Here is a 20,610-nt window from a genome sequence, read left to right on the forward strand (position 1 = left end):
AGAACCTGCCTTAATTCAGCACATCCGGCCGGGGTATCATACCCTTGCCCTGCCGCGGAGAATGGCCAGCCGCCATGCTTTTTTCGGGCGGCCAGAGGGTTCCACGCATTTTCTGCAACCCGGCTCAGCGTATAAAATTCCACACATTGAATTATATTTTATTTTAATAGACGTCTCGATTTCAGGAGTCGGTACAGTGTGTGCCGTCCTCTGCACGATCTGGACAGACCTCTTGAGCGGCAAGGACGACGGAAAGGATGAGTCTTAACACCCCGGCCGCCTCGCCTATCAGCTTCTGGAAGGGTCTTCGTCCCGCGCTCCCTGCCACCATTTTTCCACCCGGCTGGTTTCTGTTCTGCCTGCGGACATGGCTTTCCGCCGTGCTGGCCCTGAGCACCGCGTTCTGGCTGCAGCTCTCCTCTCCCGGTTCCGCCGCCGTTACGGTGATGATTCTGGCCCAGCCCCTGCGCGGGCAGGTCCTCTCCAAAGCCGTTTATCGCCTGATGGGCACAATGGTCGGGGCGTTTGTCGCCCTTTTCCTCACGGCCTGCTTCAATCAGGACCGCGCGGTTTTTCTTGGGGGCGTGGGGCTATGGCTGACCCTCTGCACCATTGTTGGCACGCTGGAAAAAGACTTCCGCGCTTACGCTGCCATGCTCTCCGGCTATACCGTAGCCATTGTGGGCATTAGCTGCATTGATAATCCGGGTGCTATTTTTGATGTCACGGTGAACCGCGTCTCGGCCATTGTGGTCGGGATTGCGGCCACAGCAGCAATCAATGACATTTTCGGCTCCCCAACTGCGTGGGAAAAGCTCGCGACCAACCTGCATCGCGTGGCCAAGATGGTCAAACATATCAGCCGGGACGCCATAGCGGGGCACGGGATTCCCGACGATATGGCCTGCGCGGGCCTTGCGGGGGAGATTATCGCCCTGACCTCTCAGGTCTCTTTTGCAAAAACCGAACTGCCCGATGCCCATGTGCGTCTGGCAGGCGCCCGCTCCGCCATGGTGGCGCTGCTGGAAATGCTCAGTTGCAGCCGCGCGATTGCGACGGTGTTACGCACAGGCGAAATTTCCGGGCCGGTGCTGAATCATATCCGGAGCGCGTTTGGGGATGGCACGCCGGTTGTTTCCCCCCGTCAGGCAGTGTGGGATCTGGAGGATCTGGCACGGGAAGCACATGCCGAGGAGCTTGACCGAGGCCCCACACTGGACGAGGCCTGGCTGATTGAACGCTCTATGGCGCTCCTCTCCGATGCCCGCTGGGCCGCCGACGGGATTGATGCCTTTGAAAACGGTAAACGCGCCCGCACGCAGGCTCCGGAGCTAAAAATCGAACAACATCAGGATGTGATTGCCGCCCTTCTAGCCGGGCTGCGGACCCTCACCGGCTTCTCGGTAGCCGCGGGCCTGTGCATTATCTCGGACATTCCCTCGACTTACACCGCCCTCTCGCAGGTCGCGGTGATCCTGACGCTGGCCGCCTCGACCTATAATGCGCGCGGCTTTGGCATGGGGGCGCTGATCGGCACACCGCTGGCCATTCTTGTCGCGGCGGTCCTGAATTTCCGTATTCTGCCGCATGGTGCGGATATGCCATTTCTGGCGCTCGCTATTATCCCGGTCATTTTTGGCGGATGCCTGCTGCTGATGAATCCGAAAACAGCGACGATCGGCTTTAACGCCGGGGTGTTCTTCTTCGTCATTCTGGGGGTTGCGAACGAGCAGAATTATGAGCCCTCGGCCTTTATTGACCGAAACGTGCTGTATCTGTTCGCCGCAATCGTCATTTTCATCTCGCTGGTGCTGCTGCTGCCGCCCTCCGCCAACCGGCGGCGCTTTCGCGTGGCCATTACCATCGGGCATGATCTGCGGCTCCAGCTTGAAGGCCACGGCGAGCAGGCGGGCTCCGCGCTGATCAGCCGCCATTATGACCGGCTGTGCAAAATTCTGGACTGGAACAGCTATCTGCCGGACACAAAATCCAAGGTCCGCGTCTTTAACCGGCTTTCCAGTCTGGATGAACTGAATGTGGAACTGGCCCGCGCCCGCCGCCATCTGCAACGCGCCGCCACCATTCCCGCCATCCGTGCGGATGCCGAGGCCGCGTTCCGCTCCACGGTGATCTATAATATCAATTCCGCCCTGTATCGTATGCGCAAGCAGGCACGGGTCCTGCTGGACCACGCCATCACCCTCCCCCATGGGGAAATGGCAACGGCACTGGCCGCAGTCTCCGGCATGGTCGGCGCGATCCGACTGCTGGAACATAACCGCTCGGCCCTCCAGCTTTATGACATTCTTCCTGTGCCCGACCAGCAATGGAAGGCGTTCTGAGCATGGAACTGCGCGCTGTTCTGGATATTGATGGCCTTCTGGTCTCGTCTTTTCTGGTCCATGCCGGGCTGGCGATTGTCACCCTGCTGGTGCTGAACCCCATTCTGGCAAAAGTCGGCGCCCGCCGGGTGATCTGGAACCTGCCTCTGGCTGAATTCGGGCTGTTTGTCTGCCTGATCGGCCTTTATACCCTTCTCTTATAAAAGGATTGTCTGACCGTGTTTGAACGCGCCCGCCGCGCCCTGCAATTTGTCACGACGGGGACAATTCTCGCCATTGCCGGTATCGTTGGCCTGATTCTCTGGGATTACTATACCGCAGCCCCCTGGACCCGGAACGGGCAGGTGCGTGTGCAGGTGGCCGATATTGCCCCGCGTGTGTCCGGCCAGATTATTGCCGTGCGCGTCCGGGACAACCAGTTTGTCCATGCCGGGGATATTCTTTACGAAATTGACCCGTTCGACTTCAAAGTCGCCGTTGCGTCCGCCACCGCCCGCGTGAACGAGCGGCAGGCCGACATGATTTTGAAAGACACGCAGGAAACGCGCCGCAACAAGCTGACGGAAGTCGCGGCCTCCCGCGAGGAAAAGCAGGTCTATCAGGCCACGGCGGACATGGCCAAAGCCCAGTACGGGGAGGCTATGGCGGCGCTTTCTCAGGCTAAAATCAATCTGGACCGTACATACGTCCGCAGCACCGTAACAGGGTATGTCACCAACCTGATCATGCGGGTGGGTGACTTTGCAACAGCGGGGCAGCCGAATGTCCGGGTGATTGATGCGTCATCCTACTGGGTGGATGGCTATTTTGAAGAAACCAAAATCCGCTCCATCCATGTGGGGGACCGGGTGCGGATGGATCTGATGGGCTTCCGGGAGCCGATGTGGGGGCATGTCATCAGCATCACACGTGGTATTGCAACGCCCAACGCCACACCCTCCACGCAGGGCCTGCCCTCCGTGGACCCGGTTTATACCTGGGTGCGGCTTGCCCAGCGTATTCCGGTGCGGGTGCATATCGACAGTATTCCCCCCGGCACCCAGATTGCGGCAGGCATGACCACGACCGTCACCATCGTCGGAAGCAAGGGCAAGCGTGCGCATGACACGCTGGCAGAAACATTTGACCGCCTGCACGATGCCCTGATGGGCGGCACAGGCGGAAACGGTGTCCGGAATTAAGGCGTGACCCGAGGCGCGGCCAGCGCCTCACCCAGCACAGACTCCCACAGGGGGGAAAACTGGTCAGACTGGGAGTACGGCGCGAGGTAGTCCAGATATCCCGCCAGATAAGACCCTTCCTGCCGGACATGCCCCATCAGGGTCTTATCCTGCGTCTCGCGCATGATCAAAAGGCGTGCTGGCCCGTAGAGGGCAACAGCCTGCGCGAGGTCTTCAGCCTGTTCCGGCGCAATGGCCTCGTTCTGTTTGAAGACAACGATAACGGAGGGATCAGCTAGGCGACGAAAGAACTTTTCAACCAGATAGTCGATTTTTTCTTTCTCGCTTTTATAGATTTCCCGCCGCTTTTCTTCCGATTCTACCCATTTGAGGTCTTTGGAAAACATCTCGGTATGGAAGAAAAGTCCATATCGGGAATCAGACACCATATTATCCCATGAAGGGGACAGGTTTTCAAAGGCATAGAGGCCCTCAAACCGGTTCCTCAGAGCCTGTATCAGAGCCTCTGGCGAGGAGCGAACCCACCGCAGCAGTCCTCCGCTTTCATTGCCATGAACTCTCTGAACAAATCCGAACTCACAATTATCGCCGATATTCTCAAATTGTTCTGTATTCATGATAGGTATCCCGAAAATTTAATCTTTGAACGCTGGTCCTTTGTCATATCTCAAGACACAGACCAGTCAAAGGCGAGGCAATACCCTCTCTCCTTAATTCTCTTTCTGTAACTGGACGCCTTTGCCTGCGGCTGGCACAAATACTGTTATGTCCCGCCAGCTTCTCCCCCTTCAACGCGCCCTTGTGGCTGCGTTCACCGTGCTGTTTGCCGGAGCAGGCCATTACGCGCATGCCGCGACACACACGGAACACCCTCTGCTTCTCATCCACACGCCCTGCCTGCAAAACCTGCATCTGCTCAGCAATGGCAGGCAGGCGGAGGCGGCCCATATTGAGGGCACTCTTCCGAGGGAGATCACCCTCACGACCGCAGAGAACGGCACCACGACACTGACCCAACATAGCTGCACCCGGAGCGGCACACTAACCGTCTCACTCTGGCCCGAGATCAGCCTGACCATAGATGATGCAGGCACAACGAACATCACACTGGCAGACCGCACCGGCCCCACGTTTATCCATGCGGGCAGCGGCACTCTGACACTGGGCAAAACCGGGGAACTGGGGCTCTTCTCTGACTCATCTGGCCCGATTACCATTTCCACGCTGGCTGAATCCGCCCGCATCCGGTCCGAGCAGAGCGCTCCTGTTACCATCACCACCATCGCGGCCCCGGCTCTGGCCCTGTATCTGGGGGGGAGCGCCAGCTTTACCGCAGGTGCCGGGCATCTCAAAGCGCTGGAAATTACCTCCGCCAGCACAAAAGATGCGGTTTTTCATGGTGTTACGGACGTTGGCATGTTTCATGTTCAGCGCAGCGGAGGGATCAGTGTTGACAAAGTCACTGGCGCACTGGCAACGGAACGAGACGGAAGCGGAAAGATTATCAGTGATGCCGCAGCCCCCGCACCCAGCGTCCGGGCTGACAAGGCGAATGTCCTGCCGTGAGGCGCGGCCGGAGACAACCGGATAGCAATCTTTTGGTGCTTCATTTAACGCCATGCTGGCCTCGCCCGCCAGCCCAGCCTGATCCCGGGTAAGGAACACCGCTTTTGTCTATCTGCCGGCTTTTTATCATGCGTCCCGTCGGCACTGTTCTGATGGCTATGGCCTTTGTTCTGGCTGGCGTCTTTGCCTACCGGGCCATGCCGGTAGCCGACCTGCCCAATATTTCCGTGCCCGTTATCTATGTTGTGGCTACGCAGCCGGGCGGCTCCCCGCAGCAGATGGCCAGTTCGCTTACCACACCGCTTGAGCGGCATCTGGGCCAGATTGCGGGTCTGAGCAGCATGCGGTCCGATTCAACGGACACAAGCGCCTTCATCCTGATGTTTTTTGATAACAGCCGGGACATTAACGGCGCCGCGCGTGATGTGGAGGCCGCCTTGCAGGCCGCACGGGCAGATATGCCGCACACGCTGCTGATGCCGCCACAATATTATAAGGCCAACCCGTCTGACAGCCCGATTATGCTGGCAGCCATGACATCCCCCACCCGGTCCCCCACCGCATTGCGGGATCTGGCGGAAACCCGGCTCAAACCGCTGCTGGCGGGCGTGAAAGGTGTAGGCTGGGTGGAAATGGTCGGCGCGTCCAAACCGGCTGTGCGCGTGGAAATGAACCCCATGATGCTGTATAAATACGGCATCGGGTTTGAAGACGTACGCTCGGCTCTGGCCTCTGCCAACGCCAACACTCCCAAAGGATTTCTGGATTCCGGCGGCCAGCGGCTGACGCTGGAAACCAATGATCAGGCCCGCACAGCTAACGAATACCGGGATCTTGTTATCGGCTACCGCAACAACCGCCCCGTGCGGCTGACGGATGTGGCCATTGTGCGTGATGGCCCGCAGGATGAGCGGAAGGCGGCGTGGTATAATACGCAGCCCGCCATTATCACCATCATCCGCCCGCAGCCGGGCGCCAACGTCATTGAAGTGACGGACGCCATCCGCGCCCGCGCCGATATTCTGGCCAACGCCCTGCCTGCGGATGTGCAGTTCAAACTGGTGTCTGACCGGTCTGTCTCCATCCGTGGCGCGCTGGAAGATACGCAATATACGCTGGTCATTTCCGTGGTGCTGGTGGTGCTGGTGGTGCTGGCGTTTTTACGGAGCTGGCGGTCCACGCTCATTCCGGCCATTACCGTGCCGATCTCGCTGGCCGGGTCCCTTGCAGTCATGCATCTGCTGGGCTTTTCGCTGGATACGCTGTCCCTCATGGCGCTCACAATCGCCACCGGCTTTGTGGTGGATGATGCCATTGTGGTGGTGGAAAATATTGCCCGCCACATGGAAGCAGGCATGGGCCGGATGGAAGCAACACTGCTTGGATCGCGCGAGATTGCCTTTACCATCCTCTCCATCACCATTTCTCTGATTGCGGTCTTTCTGCCGCTCCTGCTGCTGGGCGGCGTTCCGGGCAAAATTTTCTTTGAATTTGCGATGACGCTGACCACAGCCGTCTCTGTCTCGTTCTTTCTGTCTATCTCGCTCACGCCCATGATGTGCGCCTACATGCTGGAAATCCATCATGAGCCAGACCCCAGCGCGCCCCCGCCCCAAAAAGGCCTGCTGACCCGCGCGGCGCATCTGCTGGCAGACGGCACGGACAACGTGCTGGACCGCCTGATCCGGGGCTATGCGCGCTCCCTGAACTGGGCGCTGCGCCACCCATGGCTGATTTTCTGCTCTCTGCCCGCCAGCTTTTTTGCGACCATCGGCATCCTGATTGTCATGTCCAAAACGGTGCTGCCAGCGGAAGATATTTCTCTGCTGGAAAGCTATCTGAGTTCTGACCAGACCAGTTCCTTCACCGCCATGTCCGCCAAGACAAAAAAAGTCGTGGACGCCATGATGGCTGACCATGACGTAAGCGACGTTCTGGGCTTTGCCGGGGAAGACGCCGCCAACGAATCTCAGGTATTTGCCCAGCTCACGGACAAATCTTCACGCAGTTCCACCCCGGAGCAGATTGCCGCCCGCGTGCGTGAGCGCGTGAAAGATATTCCGGGCATGACCGCCAGCATTTCCAACGCCGGGGATATCAATGGCGGCGGCGGACGCCAGCATGAGGGCACATATCAATATATCTTCCAGAGTGACAATGCGGAGGATATTTACACCTGGGTGCCGCGCATTATGGACGCGCTGCGTAAAAGCAAGGTGCTTGTTGGCGTAACCAGCCATCTGTCTGGCAACGGCACGGCCATGCATGTGCGCATCCAGCGCGATACGGCGGCCCGTTACCTCGTAACGCCGCAGCTTATTGGCAACGCCCTGTATGATGCGTACGGGCAGCGCACCGCATCCGCCATTTCCACCCCGCTCACCACCTATTACGTGGTGATGGAAGTGGAAAAGCAGTTCCGCGAAAATCCGGATATGCTGAAAACGCTCTGGGTCTCCACCGCTGGCGGCACGGCCGCAGGGGCCACGGCCTCCAACACGGTCCGCGTTGTCAAACCGTCGGATACTACGGAATCCCGAGCGGCATCCCTCAGCCAGCAATCCTTCCGCAACGCCATTGCCAACCGTCTGGCAGGCGGCGGAGCCGGAGCGTCCAACGGTTCGGCTGTGTCCTCATCGTCTGAAACGATGGTGCCTCTGCCAACGGTGGCAACGCTGGAAACCGCTCCGACCCCGCTTCAGGTCAGCCACGAAAACGGGTTTATTTCCGGCTCCATCTCGTTTGATCTCGCACCGGGTAAATCTCTGGGCGATGCATCCAGCGAGATTCAGCGCACCATGGTCAGCCTGCACACCCCGCTGGGCCTGCGTGGTGATTTCTCCGGTCAGGCAGGCGACATGCAGAAGGACCTGATTAACGAGTTGCTGGTGTTCATCGCCGCGATTGCGACCATGTATGTCACGCTCGGTATTCTGTATGAGAGCTACATCCAGCCGCTTACCATTCTCTCCACGCTGCCTTCCGCCGCTGTGGGTGCAGTGCTGACACTGTGGATCTGTCAGGAACCGTTTTCTCTCATCGCCATGATCAGCGTCATTCTGCTGATCGGCATCGTGAAGAAAAACGCCATTCTGATGATCGATTTTGCCCTGCATGTGGAACGTGAGCAGAATCTGCCGCCGGAAGAAGCCATTCGCACAGCCTGCCTCACCCGTTTCCGGCCGATCCTCATGACGACGCTTGCCGCCGCCTTTGGTGCGGTGCCTCTGGTATTTGGCCATGGCTATGGCTCGGAACTGCGGCGTCCGCTGGGCATTGCCGTCATTGGAGGGCTGGCCACCAGCCAGTTGCTCACGCTGTATTCCACCCCGGTTGTGTATCTGTTCATGCACCGGTTTGGCCGCTGGGTGCAGCGTAAAGGGGCCGCTATTGGGGCCAAACTGCGCTTTACCCGCAGCCCGGCTGACGCAACACCGCCGCATACGCCCACCGGAACACCATGACGGTGTGCGGGCGGCAGGCACGGCTAGGGTAACTGCGATTGCGACTGCGACTGCGACTGCGACTGCGACTGGGCCAGCATGAACCGCCTGAAAGCGGAATAGTCATTGCGGCCAAAACTCGCTAAGAAAACAGCGTTTAAGACCCTTTATCTGCAAGGAATTGCTCATCATGACCGATACCACCGTCCCCGACCGTCTGTCCGTGAACCCGACAAGCCCGTATTTTAATGAAGCCCTGCTGGAACGCGGCGTGGGTATTCGCTTCAAGGGTGTCGAGAAAACCAACGTGGAAGAATACTGCATCAGCGAAGGCTGGGTGCGTGTGGCCGTGGGCAAAACCGTTGACCGCAATGGCAACCCGCTGACCATGAAGTTACAGGGTCCGGTGGAAGCCTGGATTAAAGACTAACCTGCGCTACAAACATGCCTCCCCAATAATTAATGACTTTATTAAATTATTGATGTTTGTGATACTGCTCACAGCAATCTGATGTGAAACAGTCTCAGGGAGAGCATGAATGGCCCAGTCTGAAGCCGGAAAAACCCCGGACCTCCGCTATACAGTCGTCATCGTCGGGGGTGGCGCGGCCGGTATTGCAGTCGCTGCCCGCCTGCTGCACGAACGCCCGACACTGGACGTTGCCGTGATTGACCCGGCCACCACCCACGCGTACCAGCCCGGCTGGACACTGGTGGGGGCCGGCGTCATGACGCTGAAAAGCACGCTGAAGCAGGAAGGCGGGCTGATCCCCGAAGGCTGTACATGGCTGCGGGCCGCCGTCGACTCCTTCCAGCCGGAGGAAAAGCAGGTCACGCTAACCGATGGACGGACGGTGGCGTACAACCGTCTGGTAGTCTGCCCCGGTCTCCAGCTTGACTGGGACAAGATTGAAGGCCTGTCCGAAACGCTGGGCCGCAACGGCGTATGCAGCAACTATTCCAAAGATACCGTGGAATATACCTGGACGTGCATCCAGTCTCTCTCCGGTGGCACGGCCCTGTTCACACAGCCGCCCATGCCGATTAAATGCGCGGGTGCGCCGCAGAAAATTGCCTATCTGGCCTCTGATTACTGGCGCAAGGAAGGCACGCTGAACCGCACGAATGTTGAGTTCTGCCTCTCCGGGGATGCCCTGTTTGGGGTGGCTTATTATCGCCCGGCCCTCCAGCAGGCCGTCGATTATTACGGCATCAACCTCCAGTATAAACACACGCTGATTGCCGTGAATGGCCCGGAACGCAAAGCCACCTTTGCCGTGACAGGCCCGGACGGCAAAACAGAAAATGTGGTCAAAGATTTTGACATGCTGCACGTCACGCCGCCGCAGAGCGCGCCTGACTTTGTCAAAAAAAGCCCGCTGGCCAATTCTGGCGGCTGGCTGGACGTAGACCCCTCCACCCTGCGCCACACACAGTATGACTCCGTTTTTGGACTGGGGGACGTCATTGGCACCTCCAACGCCAAAACAATGGCCGCCGCCCGTGCACAGACACCGGTTGTGACGGCTAATCTGCTGGCCTCTCTGGATGGCAAACCGTTTAGCGGCGTTTATGACGGATATGGCGCCTGCCCGCTGACGGTCGGCTACGGCAAGATTGTGCTGGCGGAATTCCTGTATGGCGGAAAACCCGCCCCCAGCTTCCCGTATGACCAGCGCAAGCCCAGCCGGTTTGCATGGTTCCTGAAAACCACGGTTTTCCCGCGGGTCTATTGGGACATGATGCTGAAAGGGCGGGATATCAGCGTGCCGCATCATCCTGAATGGATCAAACTCTGAGACTCAGTCTGATCTGAACTTTAAAAACCCTCGCTCTATCGCGAGGGTTTTTTTATGGCTTTCTTACCAAACCACATTCCCACACCGTTTTTATCGGAACTCACACCGTAACGAACCGTTCGTTGTTGAAAGAACAACAAGAAAGGGCGTTACCCGTGGAAACCGCTGCACCAGAGGCCTCCTGCCAGCCTGACCCGGAAAATCTGCGTCAGGGCAGGCAGAACGCTTTTCTTTTTGCCGGAGCCGCAGGCCTTGCCGGGCTGATGTTCGGGCTGGATACCGGCGTGATTGCCGGTGCCCTGAAGTTTATGGGCGTTGACCTGCATGCAGATGACCGCGCACAGGAATGGATTGTTTCCTCCCTGATGCTGGGGGCCGCAGGCGGCTCCCTTCTGGCGATCCCGGTTTCAAAATACCGGGGCCGCCGTGGCGCCATGTTTTATGCGGGCCTGCTCTTTTTACTGGGCACCGCTCTCTGCTCCCTTGCCCCGTCCATTGCGGTCATGATTGCAGGCCGTGTTTTTCTGGGTATTGGCGTAGGCTTCGCGTCTTTTTCCGCGCCCCTCTATATTGCAGAAATTACGGAAAAAAGCCGACGCGGCAAGATGATTTCCATTTACCAACTTGTCATTACCGGCGGCATGTTACTCGCCCTTCTTTCTGACAGCCTGCTCTCCTACGGCGGCCACTGGCGCTGGATGCTGGGTATTCTGGCAGTCCCGACCGTCTTTTTTATTCTGGCAACAACACAGGTTCCCTACTCCCCGCGCTGGCTGGCCATGCAGGGCCGCAGGCATGAAGCACATGGCGTTTTACAGAAAGTACGTGGTTCCAGACAACGCGCCACGGAAGAACTGAACCGGATTGAACAGAATCTTAAAAAAACCAGCGGTAGTGGGCTGGCTTTGTTAAAATCCTCTCCCGGATTCAGAAAAACATTTATTCTCGGCATTCTGCTCCAGATGTTTCAGCAACTGGCTGGCATCAATATCCTGCTTTATTACGCCCCGCATATTCTGGAGCATCTGCATTTTTCCGCACAAGCGGCTGTCTGGTGCACAACGCTGCTTGGGCTGGCCAACATGGCGGCCACCGGCGTTGCCATTCTGCTGATTGACCGCTGGGGCCGCCGCCCGCTGTTGCTGACAAGCACCCCTATCGCCACCATCAGCCTCACGCTCTTTGGCCTTCTGCTTTACATGCATGCCAGCGGCAGCTTTGCCAGCATTGCCGTCGTGACGCTTCTGGTAATTTTTACTCTTGGTTTTGCCACGGGTGAAGGCCCTATCCCCTGGACCATGTGCACGGAAATCCAGCCTCTTCAGGGCCGTGGTCTGGCCATTGCCTGCTCAACCTTTGCCAACTGGATTACCAACTGGCTGATCAGCAACGTCTTTTTATCCGTCATGAGTGTGATTGGCGATTTTGGAATTTTCTGGACACTGGCTGGCTTTAACGCGGTGTTTTTCCTGATTGGCTATTTTCTGGTGCCTGAAACCAAAGGCTGCTCTCTGGAAGATATTGAGCAAAACGTAAAAGCCAACCTCCCCCTACGGGATATCGGCCAGCCACGCCCTTCCACAGACGCACGCCCCCAGCAGACCATGCCCCTTGGCATGCAGAAAGGATAACTCATGACTGTTCGTCTTGGTTTTATCGGCACCGGAGACCTGGGGGCCGACCATGTGCGGCGTTGCGCAAACATCCTTTCTGGCGCGACTGTTTCCGCACTGTACAACCGCACGCAATCAAAAGCGCAAACCGTCGCGGAGCAGTTTGCACCGGGAGCACTGGTTACGGCCACACCCGAGGAGCTGATTGAAAGTCCGGAGGTGGAGGCCATCGTCATTTCCTCAGCAAGCCAGACGCATGAAGACCTTGTGCTGAAGGCTATTGAGGCCGGGAAATATGTGTTTTGTGAAAAACCTCTCGCCACAACGGCAGATGGATGTGAGCGCATCCTACAGGCCGAAAGTGCTGCCGCAAAACGGCTGGTGCAGGTGGGGTTTATGCGGCCTTACGACGAGGGTTATCAGAACCTGAAATCCCTGCTCACGGATGATGTCGTCGGCCCGGTTCTGATGGCGCATGCTGCGCATCGCAACCCATTTTCCGGGCCGCACTACACGCGTGAAATGCTGATCAGCGAAACCCTGATTCACGATATCAATACATTCCACTGGCTGCTGGGGGAAAGCTTCAGAACAGTACAGGTCTTTTACCCACGCCCGACATCCAGAGCCGACGCAGCATTGCGGGACCCTCAGCTTGTCCTTCTGGAAACCAGCAGCGGCGTTCTGATCACGGTGGAAGTTTTTGTAAACTGCCAGTTTGGATATGACGTGCAATGCGCACTGATTGGCGAAAATGGAGAAGTTCGTCTCCCGGAACCAGCGCGTGCGGCGTTACGCAAAAACGGGCAGACATCTGTGGCCATCCCCATGGACTGCAAGGAGCGGTTTGCCACAGCGTATGACCGTGAACTTCAGGCGTTTGTGGATGGAGTAGCCGCTGGCAAGCTGAACGGGCCTGATAGCTGGGCTGGCTACGTCGCCTCCGCCACAGCGGATGCCTGCATCCGGGCACAGAAAAGCGGGCAGAAGGAAGCTGTGCAGCTTATCACGCAGCCTGAATTTTATCGGCACGATGCCGCTCTCTGAACGCCGTTTCCTTTTTGAAATACGGTTTGAGGGATATCGATCTTTTTCTACGCTCTAAAAAGCCTGATGTTGGGAAACATGCCGCATGGCAGTGTCCTCCCAACAAACAGGATCGTCTTACACCTGCGGATCTCCCTCTTATTCTGTGTGAATAAGAGGAAGATATCAGCGGTTATCAGGCAGAACGCGCCTGCTCATAGTCCGATGTCTGATCACTGAGCAAATAGGGACCAGCAGCGCGTAGTGTCAGAGACAGCATGCTGATTTTGCCACGCGCGGGGTGATCCCCCAGTGGCAGGACGGCATTGCCGTTTGTCCAGGCACAGGCCTCCCCCTCTGCCTCATACCAGCCTTTAAGCTTTTTGCCCTGAAGATGGGTTGTAATCTCGTATGACTGTCCATCGCACAGCAGATGCACATCGGCCACGGCAACGCCCATATATCGCCGATCATCCACAAAAGGACCAATGACATCGGCAGGGCGACTGGCGCGGGAGAGAATACGCACAAAGCGCGTATCAGGCGGCAGTATGAAGTTATAATTCTGCCCGTTCTGCCGGACAGGATAAAGGACAGATCCTGTATCCGTCATCAGATGCAGATCAGGATGATCCGTGGTGCGGGCCTCACTCACCGCTTCAGAACGCCCGGCTACATGTCCTTTCCGGCTTTCCAGAGCACGGTAAAGGGGTTCTACAAAAGACCGCTCAACACACAGGGGTGCCGCAGCCGCGTCCACCCATGTGCCGGATGGTCCACGCAGAGCAACAAGCTTGCCTTCCTGCTGAAAGGATGCCCGGTTTCCTGTATCCAGATAACTTTCTGTGAGCACGCCATCGGCAGAAATAACGGCGTGTCTGTCTGTTTCAACATGATAGTAGTCATAAGACCGGATGGTTTTATCGTAAAAAATGCTCTCGCCGTTGACTAACATCCGGGCCGGCACAAACTTGTTGTGCAGGAAGAGGCAGTGTTCCGCCGTAATGAGCATGTCTTTGTAAGGCACACCATCAGCAATGGCATTTTTCAGAACACGGACCGGCCAGCCTGCTTCATCATCCGGCATATCCGGGCAAACTGTTGTATGGGCTTTTCCAACCCAGACAACAGGCTGAACGGTCTGTGTGTTGTTTTCCCAGTTAAACACGACAACCTGATCGCCAATCTGAATCTCTTCGACAGAGACATCCCCATTTTCAGTACGGATCATGCTGCCGGGCAGGAAGCAGACGACCGATGATGCCTGCGTCACATAATAATTTCCGCCTGCGGCAACAGTGGGAAAACTTGATGAACCGCCGGAAAGAACCTGAAGCGTTGTGCCGGACCCGACATAACTGCTTGTAACAGAGCCACCTTTATTAACCGTATAGACATCCCCGGCGCCATCACCGTTGCTGCCGTACAGGAACGTATCAGAGACGGAAGAGCCACCTGATGCAATATTCCCGGCATCAGAGACAAGCGTATTGTCAGAAGAGACGCCCCCACTCCGCACATACGTCCAGCCATTGACGTTTACGGACGATTCAAGCGTGCCGCCGGACGTGATGTAGACGTTATTCGTACCGCCTGAGATATAGGCACCAGACGCCACAGCGCCGGAGGCGACTGTCAGTGTTCCTGCTGAAATAATAACAGGTCCGCTATAGTGCGTTGCGCCGGAAATCGGCGTTGCCGTGGCGTCAGCACCACTTGCGGACTGATAATATGTCTTGCCGTCTTCACCCTTTACAGCAATCCAGCTTCCTCCGCTCAGCACCGTGGCGGACAGATAGCTCGATTGAGGATAAGCCGTGTAATATGCAACAGGTGTTGAAACTGTCGCACCGCTTACGACGTAAAAATTCGTCCCTGAGCCGACCGTTGTATGCCCATCAACAGACCCGCCGCTATAGATGATATACGTATCGTTCCCGCCGTCTGCCGCAGTCCCCGCCAGAAACGTATCTGACACGGAGGACCCTCCGGCCGCCACATTTCCGGCATCGGAGACAAGTGTATTATCTGAAGAGACGCCGCCACTGCGGATATATGTCCAGCCGTTGATGTTTACGGACGATTCAAGAGTGCCGCCAGAGACAACATAGATATTGTTCGACCCACCGGAGACAAAGGCGCCAGATGCCGTCGCACCAGATGCGACCGTCAGCGTGCCAGCCGAGATAATGACCGGACCGGTATATTTTGTCGTCCCGGCAATAGCCTGCGCGGTGCCGTCAATGCCCGTGGCGGACTCATAATACGTCTTGCCGTCAGGGTCCTTCACGGCAATCCAGTTTCCGCCTTTCAGAACCGTGGCGTCCGAGGGCGCAACCGGATAGGCGGGAGAAATGGTCGTATCGCCGGGGCCGGTTGCTGGCACGCCGTTTCCAACGGTTGAAGTCGGGCTATCGAGATGCAGCGTGCCGCCATTCTCAACCGTGATGGGCTGTACCGTCGCCCCGGAATTGACATTCAGCGTTGTGCCGGAACCGACAACGGCGCTCCCCCCGATGTAGCCACCCTTAAAGACTGTATAGACATCCCCGCCGCCCTCTGCGGCTGTGCCCGCAACAAATGTGTCCGACACAGAAGAGCCGCCTGCGGCAACGTACCCGGCATCGGACACAAGCGTATTGTCAGACGAGACACCACCGCTGCGGACATACGTCCAGCCGTTGACGTTTACGGACGATTCAAGGGTTCCGCCAGACACAACATAGACGTTATTCGTGCCGCCGGAGACATAAGCGCCCGATGCGACTGCCCCGGAGGCCACCGTCAGCGTGCCCGCCGAGATGATAACCGGGCCAGTATATTTTGTCGCCCCGGCAATGGCCTGCGCAGCGCTGTCAACGCCCGTGGCGGATTCATAGTATGTCTTGCCGTCAGTGTCCTTAACAGCAATCCAGTTACCCCCGCTTAAAACGGTGGCTCCTGCTGGAGGCGAATAAGTAAGACTCATGACGAAATCCCTTTCCCCTAACCTCAGACGGATGAGAGCATGTGGAATGAGGTTATGGCCTCCAGTAACGTTCTTTTTTCGTTAACATTTCCCTAAAAACGCCATATTTTGTTGTGAACGGCGTGTCATATCGGTCTGTAACCCCCGGTCTTCTCCGGCTTCCGCACTAAATTTTTTTCCTGGCACTGCGGAGCACGGAGTCCGGTCAATCGGCTTGCCAGCCGCGACTCTCCGGGGTTTTGCTCTGGTCAGAAGGGGTAGCCGGGCCGTCTGCCGATGGCGACCCTCCTCTTCTATTGCGCAGGCCGTACACCAAAAAGCCGCCTCCCTGACGGAAGACGGCTTTTTCAGTGCTTTTAAAGCAGTACTCTTATGAGAGGCCCTTAACGGTTTCAGGCTTCATCAATGGGGCGTTTGGGTAAAAGTGCCGGAACAAATACCAGCGTGACCAGCAACGTGCAGCCCAGTGAGAGCAGCAACAGCCGCCCCATGCTGGCCGTGCCGGGATGATGTGAGAGCGCCAGAGAACCAAAGGCTGTGCCGGTTGTCAGGGCGGAAAACAGGACCGCCCGTGCCGTGGGGGAGGCCAGAGGGGATTTCACCCCATCCCGCCAGTTCATAACAAAATAGATGTTGAAGGATACGCCAACCCCCAGCAGCAGCGGCAGCGCGATAATGTTGGCGAAGTTCAGGGTTTCCGGCAGCACCACGACCAGAATGACCGTCATCAGTGCGGAGAGCATGAGCGGGGCCAGAACCAACAGCATATCCTTCACCCGCCGCAGGGCAAGGAAGAGGATAAGCGCAATCATGATAATGGCCGCTGCGGCTGCCTGTTCAAACGCGCGCACGATAGAGCGGGCACTTTCCACAATATCTACCGCCGTTCCGGCAATTTCCGGCTCTACCTTTTGCAGCGCCGTGACAAATTTCCGCAGGGCCCCGCTGCTGGACATCACGCCTGTCGGATGCACCTCAACCAGAGCGCGGCCGTCGGGCAGCAGATAGTCATTTGCAATGGAGGGCGGAACGTCCTTCAGCGTGACCGGCGTTGCCTGCAACATGGTGCGGAGCTGATCAAGCTGGAGCGGCAGGAAACGCACCAGAGCATTATTGGCAGCCAGAACCTGCGCATCCGGCGCGGTGGACAGCTTAACAAGTGCGGCCTGAATCCGCCGCAGCGGGTCCTGTGCGGAAAGCTTGTCCAGCACGCCGCCAAGTGCCGTGGCCGTCGCGGCGGCAGACGCGCGCAGTTCATCCGCACTTGGCGCGGGTTTGGGGTTGGGGACAATCAGAGTGGGCAGCAGGATGGACGCGGCATCCTGAATCAGCGCCAGTTTTTCATCCTGCTTTGTCGGCACAAAAGAGCCGAGCCACAGAACATCATGCACCTGCGGCACGCTGGAAAGGCGTTCCGCCTGCTTCTGCGCATCATCCAGAGACTTCACCAGCAGTTCCGCACTGTATGGGGAGGACTGCGGGTTGCTCATCAGCAGATGCAGGGCGCGCATCCCTTCAGAATTCGGATTTTTGGTGTGTAGCGGATCACCGTCAAACTGAAGTTTGGGCACCAGCGCAATACCTGCCACAGCCACAAGCCCGAACACGCCAAGCAGCACATGACGATGATGGCGGATTTTGACATCAACCGGCTTCATAAAGCCGTAGCCCATATCGGGGCAGTCGAGTTTCGGGTGAAAGATTTTCAGCAAAGCGGGGAGCAGAGTGGTGGTGGACACAAACGCCACCAGCATACCGATCCCGGCAATCAGCCCAAGCTGCGCCACCCCCAGAAAGGCGGTGGGCGTAAACGCCAGAAAGCCTGCGGATGTTGCCAGAGCCGCCACCAGAATCTGGTGCCCCGTTTCCTCCCCTGTCTCCCGCAGGGCTTCCAGAATGCCAGCATCCCCGGAATCCGCATGCTGGGCGCGGAAACGCACCGAGAACTGAATGGCAAAATCTACCGCGATCCCCACAAACAGAATGGCGAAGGCGACAGAAATCAGATTAAGCGTGCCGACCGCAACGGCCGCGAATCCCGTTGTCAGCAGCAGGCCCACAACCAGTGTCACCACAATGGGCAGCACCACGCGCCAGGAGCGCACGGCCAGCGTCAGCCACAGTGTTACCAGCGCCAGAGAGCCGAGCAGACCCGTGACCATTCCTTCGGCCACCGTCGCAAATTCCTCATCATCCAGCTTGACCTGCCCGGTCATGTGGACCTTGACCTGCCCGCTTTTAACAAATTCGAGGGTTTTGATAGCCTGAACCATCGCATCAGACGCGGCACCACCCGGCTGGAAAGAGCCGTAATCCAGCTTCGGCTTGGTAATCACGAACTGATACCGCCCCGCCAGATCAGACAACTGGCCGCCCAGAAGCTGCTGCCAGGACAAAGGCTGCGGCTGGCCTGCGGCGGCCTTTTCCAGATTGGCGGCAAACCCCGCCAGTGGCGTCTGAAAGCTTTTCAGCCCGTCCGCCTGCCCCTGCTTAATGCCTTCAGAAATAAGAGACATCGCGCCAAACAGCCCGCGGGCTGAGGGGTCCTGCGCCAGTGCTGAGAGGAACGGCTGCGCTGTAATGGTATCATTCAGCACCTGAGAGAGCGGCTGAGGCTCCAGAAACATCAGACCATTGCGGACAAGATACGGATTGGCGTCCGGCCGTTCCGCAAAGTCAAAATGTGTGTGGTCCGCTGCCAGCTTTTCCGCCAGCACACGCGCGGTCTCACGCCCTTCCTCCGGCAGATCGGCTTCAATCACCGCCACCAGCAGGTTTTCCTTCTGCGGGAACAGGCGGCCCATTTCATCCGAGCGCTGCTTCCACTCCAGACGGTCGGACAACATCTTGCTGGTGTCCGTTGTGACACCAAGGCATGTCATGCCCGCATACACCGCCCCGCAGGACAGGAGCAGGAACAAGGCCACCACCGCATAGGCATGACGCGCACAGAATGTAATGAAACGACCTATGGGGGCAGAGAGCATGACTGACAATCAGATCCTGAAAAGTTCACGGCACAAGGCCCAAAGCTGCATTCGTTTGGACCAACCCACCGGCCTGACGCAAGGGAGGATATGTAAGATCACGCCTGACGGGCTTACAGACCGGGGCGGGAAAGCGGATTTTTGCACCCTGCCTGATGCTGCGCATCCCACCGGTGTTCCAGCCATTGCCAGACCAGCAGAGACGGCAGCCCCCATGCAATTTCCCGCACACGTTTAATAAGAGAAAGGGCAATGGCCAGCGCCGGGCTGATGCCAAACAGACTGCCGATCAGCAGATAGCCACCTTCTGAAACCCCTAAAGCCCCCGGCACGGCAAACCCGACGGATTTGGCGGCCTCGCCTACGCCCTCAATGACAAACCCGACCGAGAGCGAGCAGTCATACCCCATAAAATGCAGAATAAGGCAGACTTCCACAGCCCCCAGCGCCCACGCCAGAAACTGGAGCCACAGAGCCATAACGGCATTCCGCTTGACCTTGTACAGCCCCAGCACGGCCTGATGCAGCCCACGGATGCCATCCACGCCGCTCCAGCCCAGATGTCCGGCGATTTTGACCAGCAGCACCTCGACAAACGCAACGGCTCCCAGCCACTGGCTGATAAACAGTGCGAGGCCGATTGCCAGCGCAATCAGAGCGCTTTCCAGCAATTCATCCGTAATGGGGGAGCGTTTGACCAGAAACAGCAACAGGCCCAGCCCCATGAAGGTGAACAGGACCTGACTGAGCAGTTCAAGCGTAAGATCACAGATTGTCGCGGCGGCGGCGTTTCTGGTCCCCAAGCCGCGCCGCGCCAGCAGGCGGCTGGACCAGACCTCGCCCCCTACCTGCGCTACGGGAAGCAGGTTGTTGATCCCTTCCCGCACGCAGCGCAGCAGAAAATAGTCCCGCCAGGACAGAGCGGGCGCAAGAGTATTGCCCGCAATGGTACGCCATGCCTGAGCCGAGAGCGCAACCTGAACCGTATGAAACAGAGTGGCGGCCAGAATGCCCCAGCCGCCTGTCATGATAAGAGAGAGAATGGAGCGCGCGCCGAACTGCATCAGCATCCAGACAGTCAGCCCCAGCCCCAGAAGACCTGCGATGACGGTAACCCGCTTCATTCTTCCCCCGCGTTACAAGGCTGCTGACTCCATGATGGCGCCCTTCTGCATCAGACCCTGATCTGACGTAGCAACGCAAGAGACTCCACACAGGCTGCAGCGGCTTCCCGCCCTTTATTGTGCACATCATCGCGAGAACGCACGTTAGCCTGCTCGTCCGTGTAGGTTGTGAGCACACCAAAGGCGATGGGCGTTTCTGTTGCCAGAGAGGCCTGCATCAGCCCGACCGTGGTGCCGAGGCTGATAAACTCAAAATGAGCCGTATCCCCTTTGATCACGCAGCCGAGGCAGATCACGCCCTCAAACTTGCCGCTCTTTGCCAGGGTCTGGGCCAGCAGGGGCATTTCAAACGCACCCGGCGCTGCAAAAACATCGCCCTCGGCCACCGTAATGCCGTGCTCCCCCAGCCATGCCAGAGCGCCATCCCGCAGGCCGCCGGTCACGTCCTCATTAAAGCGGCTGACAATCAGCGCCAGACGCGGCATGGGCGTGAGGGTGAGGTCCGGGAGGGAGACGGGGTTCCTTGTGCTCATAAACTTATCCTTACAGAAAACTGTGTAA

At 57.9% G+C, this 20,610-nt stretch carries 14 protein-coding genes; 9 read left to right on the plus strand and 5 right to left on the minus strand.

The window, feature by feature from the left end:
- Positions 1 to 257 precede the first annotated feature (257 nt).
- From JK199_RS00225 to JK199_RS00235, 3 genes are read left to right on the plus strand one after another with little or no spacing between them, the layout of a single operon-like run.
- Positions 258 to 2,342 (plus strand): FUSC family protein, encoded by a 2,085-nt coding sequence (locus tag JK199_RS00225; protein WP_212372909.1) that lies wholly within the window; start codon positions 258 to 260, stop codon positions 2,340 to 2,342.
- Positions 2,343 to 2,344: 2 nt separating this feature from the next.
- On the plus strand, positions 2,345 to 2,545 hold the full coding sequence (locus tag JK199_RS00230) for a DUF1656 domain-containing protein (protein WP_077931344.1): 201 nt from the start codon (positions 2,345 to 2,347) through the stop codon (positions 2,543 to 2,545).
- Positions 2,546 to 2,560: 15 nt separating this feature from the next.
- Entirely contained in the window at positions 2,561 to 3,523 is a 963-nt protein-coding gene (locus JK199_RS00235) for an efflux RND transporter periplasmic adaptor subunit (protein ID WP_025825322.1), read from the plus strand.
- Here JK199_RS00235 and JK199_RS00240 read toward each other — a convergent pair.
- On the minus strand, positions 3,520 to 4,140 hold the full coding sequence (locus tag JK199_RS00240; protein ID WP_212356411.1) for a hypothetical protein: 621 nt from the start codon (positions 4,138 to 4,140) through the stop codon (positions 3,520 to 3,522). The genes JK199_RS00235 and JK199_RS00240 overlap by 4 nt on opposite strands.
- 148 nt (positions 4,141 to 4,288) lie before the next feature.
- Between JK199_RS00240 and JK199_RS00245 the strand changes: the two genes are divergently transcribed.
- The 6 genes from JK199_RS00245 to JK199_RS00270 all read left to right on the plus strand — a co-directional run bounded on the left by JK199_RS00245 (position 4,289) and on the right by JK199_RS00270 (position 12,991).
- Positions 4,289 to 5,089: a hypothetical protein gene (locus JK199_RS00245; protein ID WP_212372911.1), complete on the plus strand. Its 801-nt coding sequence runs from the start codon at positions 4,289 to 4,291 to the stop codon at positions 5,087 to 5,089.
- Between the two features lie 104 nt (positions 5,090 to 5,193).
- A complete protein-coding gene (locus JK199_RS00250; RefSeq protein ID WP_244984783.1) occupies positions 5,194 to 8,553 on the plus strand; it encodes an efflux RND transporter permease subunit in 3,360 nt (1,119 codons plus the stop codon).
- Positions 8,554 to 8,722: 169 nt separating this feature from the next.
- Entirely contained in the window at positions 8,723 to 8,962 is a 240-nt protein-coding gene (locus JK199_RS00255) for a DUF3297 family protein (protein ID WP_025825314.1), read from the plus strand.
- 109 nt (positions 8,963 to 9,071) lie between these two features.
- Positions 9,072 to 10,331 (plus strand): NAD(P)/FAD-dependent oxidoreductase, encoded by a 1,260-nt coding sequence (locus JK199_RS00260; protein WP_086655656.1) that lies wholly within the window; start codon positions 9,072 to 9,074, stop codon positions 10,329 to 10,331.
- 155 nt (positions 10,332 to 10,486) lie between these two features.
- Positions 10,487 to 11,962 (plus strand): sugar porter family MFS transporter, encoded by a 1,476-nt coding sequence (locus tag JK199_RS00265; protein ID WP_212372915.1) that lies wholly within the window; start codon positions 10,487 to 10,489, stop codon positions 11,960 to 11,962.
- Between the two features lie 3 nt (positions 11,963 to 11,965).
- Positions 11,966 to 12,991 carry a Gfo/Idh/MocA family protein gene (locus JK199_RS00270; protein WP_212372917.1) on the plus strand — a complete coding sequence of 342 codons (1,026 nt, stop codon included), beginning with the start codon at positions 11,966 to 11,968 and terminating at the stop codon, positions 12,989 to 12,991.
- A gap of 175 nt (positions 12,992 to 13,166) precedes the next feature.
- Here JK199_RS00270 and JK199_RS00275 read toward each other — a convergent pair whose 3' ends face one another.
- The 4 genes from JK199_RS00275 to ribH form a co-directional block, all read right to left on the minus strand.
- On the minus strand, positions 13,167 to 15,938 hold the full coding sequence (locus JK199_RS00275; RefSeq protein WP_212372919.1) for a Hint domain-containing protein: 2,772 nt from the start codon (positions 15,936 to 15,938) through the stop codon (positions 13,167 to 13,169).
- Positions 15,939 to 16,330: 392 nt separating this feature from the next.
- Positions 16,331 to 18,925, minus strand: coding sequence for an MMPL family transporter (locus JK199_RS00280; RefSeq protein WP_212372921.1), 2,595 nt, complete (start codon positions 18,923 to 18,925; stop codon positions 16,331 to 16,333).
- 113 nt (positions 18,926 to 19,038) lie between these two features.
- Entirely contained in the window at positions 19,039 to 20,049 is a 1,011-nt protein-coding gene (locus JK199_RS00285) for a flippase-like domain-containing protein (RefSeq protein WP_077931335.1), read from the minus strand.
- 50 nt (positions 20,050 to 20,099) lie between these two features.
- Entirely contained in the window at positions 20,100 to 20,582 is a 483-nt protein-coding gene (gene ribH, locus JK199_RS00290) for a 6,7-dimethyl-8-ribityllumazine synthase (RefSeq protein WP_212360859.1), read from the minus strand.
- Between the last annotated feature and the right edge of the window lie 28 nt (positions 20,583 to 20,610).

This window comes from Acetobacter persici (assembly GCF_018256955.1).
GTDB lineage: Bacteria > Pseudomonadota > Alphaproteobacteria > Acetobacterales > Acetobacteraceae > Acetobacter > Acetobacter persici.

Excerpts from the sequence above, each read along its gene's own strand:
- JK199_RS00225 (WP_212372909.1), top strand. The coding sequence starts at position 258 with ATGAGTCTTAACACCCCGGCCGCCTCGCCTATCAGCTTCTGGAAGGGT.
- JK199_RS00230 (WP_077931344.1), top strand. The coding sequence starts at position 2,345 with ATGGAACTGCGCGCTGTTCTGGATATTGATGGCCTTCTGGTCTCGTCT.
- JK199_RS00240 (WP_212356411.1), bottom strand. The coding sequence starts at position 4,140 with ATGAATACAGAACAATTTGAGAATATCGGCGATAATTGTGAGTTCGGA.
- JK199_RS00245 (WP_212372911.1), top strand. The coding sequence starts at position 4,289 with ATGTCCCGCCAGCTTCTCCCCCTTCAACGCGCCCTTGTGGCTGCGTTC.
- JK199_RS00255 (WP_025825314.1), top strand. The coding sequence starts at position 8,723 with ATGACCGATACCACCGTCCCCGACCGTCTGTCCGTGAACCCGACAAGC.
- JK199_RS00260 (WP_086655656.1), top strand. The coding sequence starts at position 9,072 with ATGGCCCAGTCTGAAGCCGGAAAAACCCCGGACCTCCGCTATACAGTC.
- JK199_RS00270 (WP_212372917.1), top strand. The coding sequence starts at position 11,966 with ATGACTGTTCGTCTTGGTTTTATCGGCACCGGAGACCTGGGGGCCGAC.
- JK199_RS00275 (WP_212372919.1), bottom strand. The coding sequence starts at position 15,938 with ATGAGTCTTACTTATTCGCCTCCAGCAGGAGCCACCGTTTTAAGCGGG.
- JK199_RS00280 (WP_212372921.1), bottom strand. The coding sequence starts at position 18,925 with ATGCTCTCTGCCCCCATAGGTCGTTTCATTACATTCTGTGCGCGTCAT.
- JK199_RS00285 (WP_077931335.1), bottom strand. The coding sequence starts at position 20,049 with ATGAAGCGGGTTACCGTCATCGCAGGTCTTCTGGGGCTGGGGCTGACT.
- ribH (WP_212360859.1), bottom strand. The coding sequence starts at position 20,582 with ATGAGCACAAGGAACCCCGTCTCCCTCCCGGACCTCACCCTCACGCCC.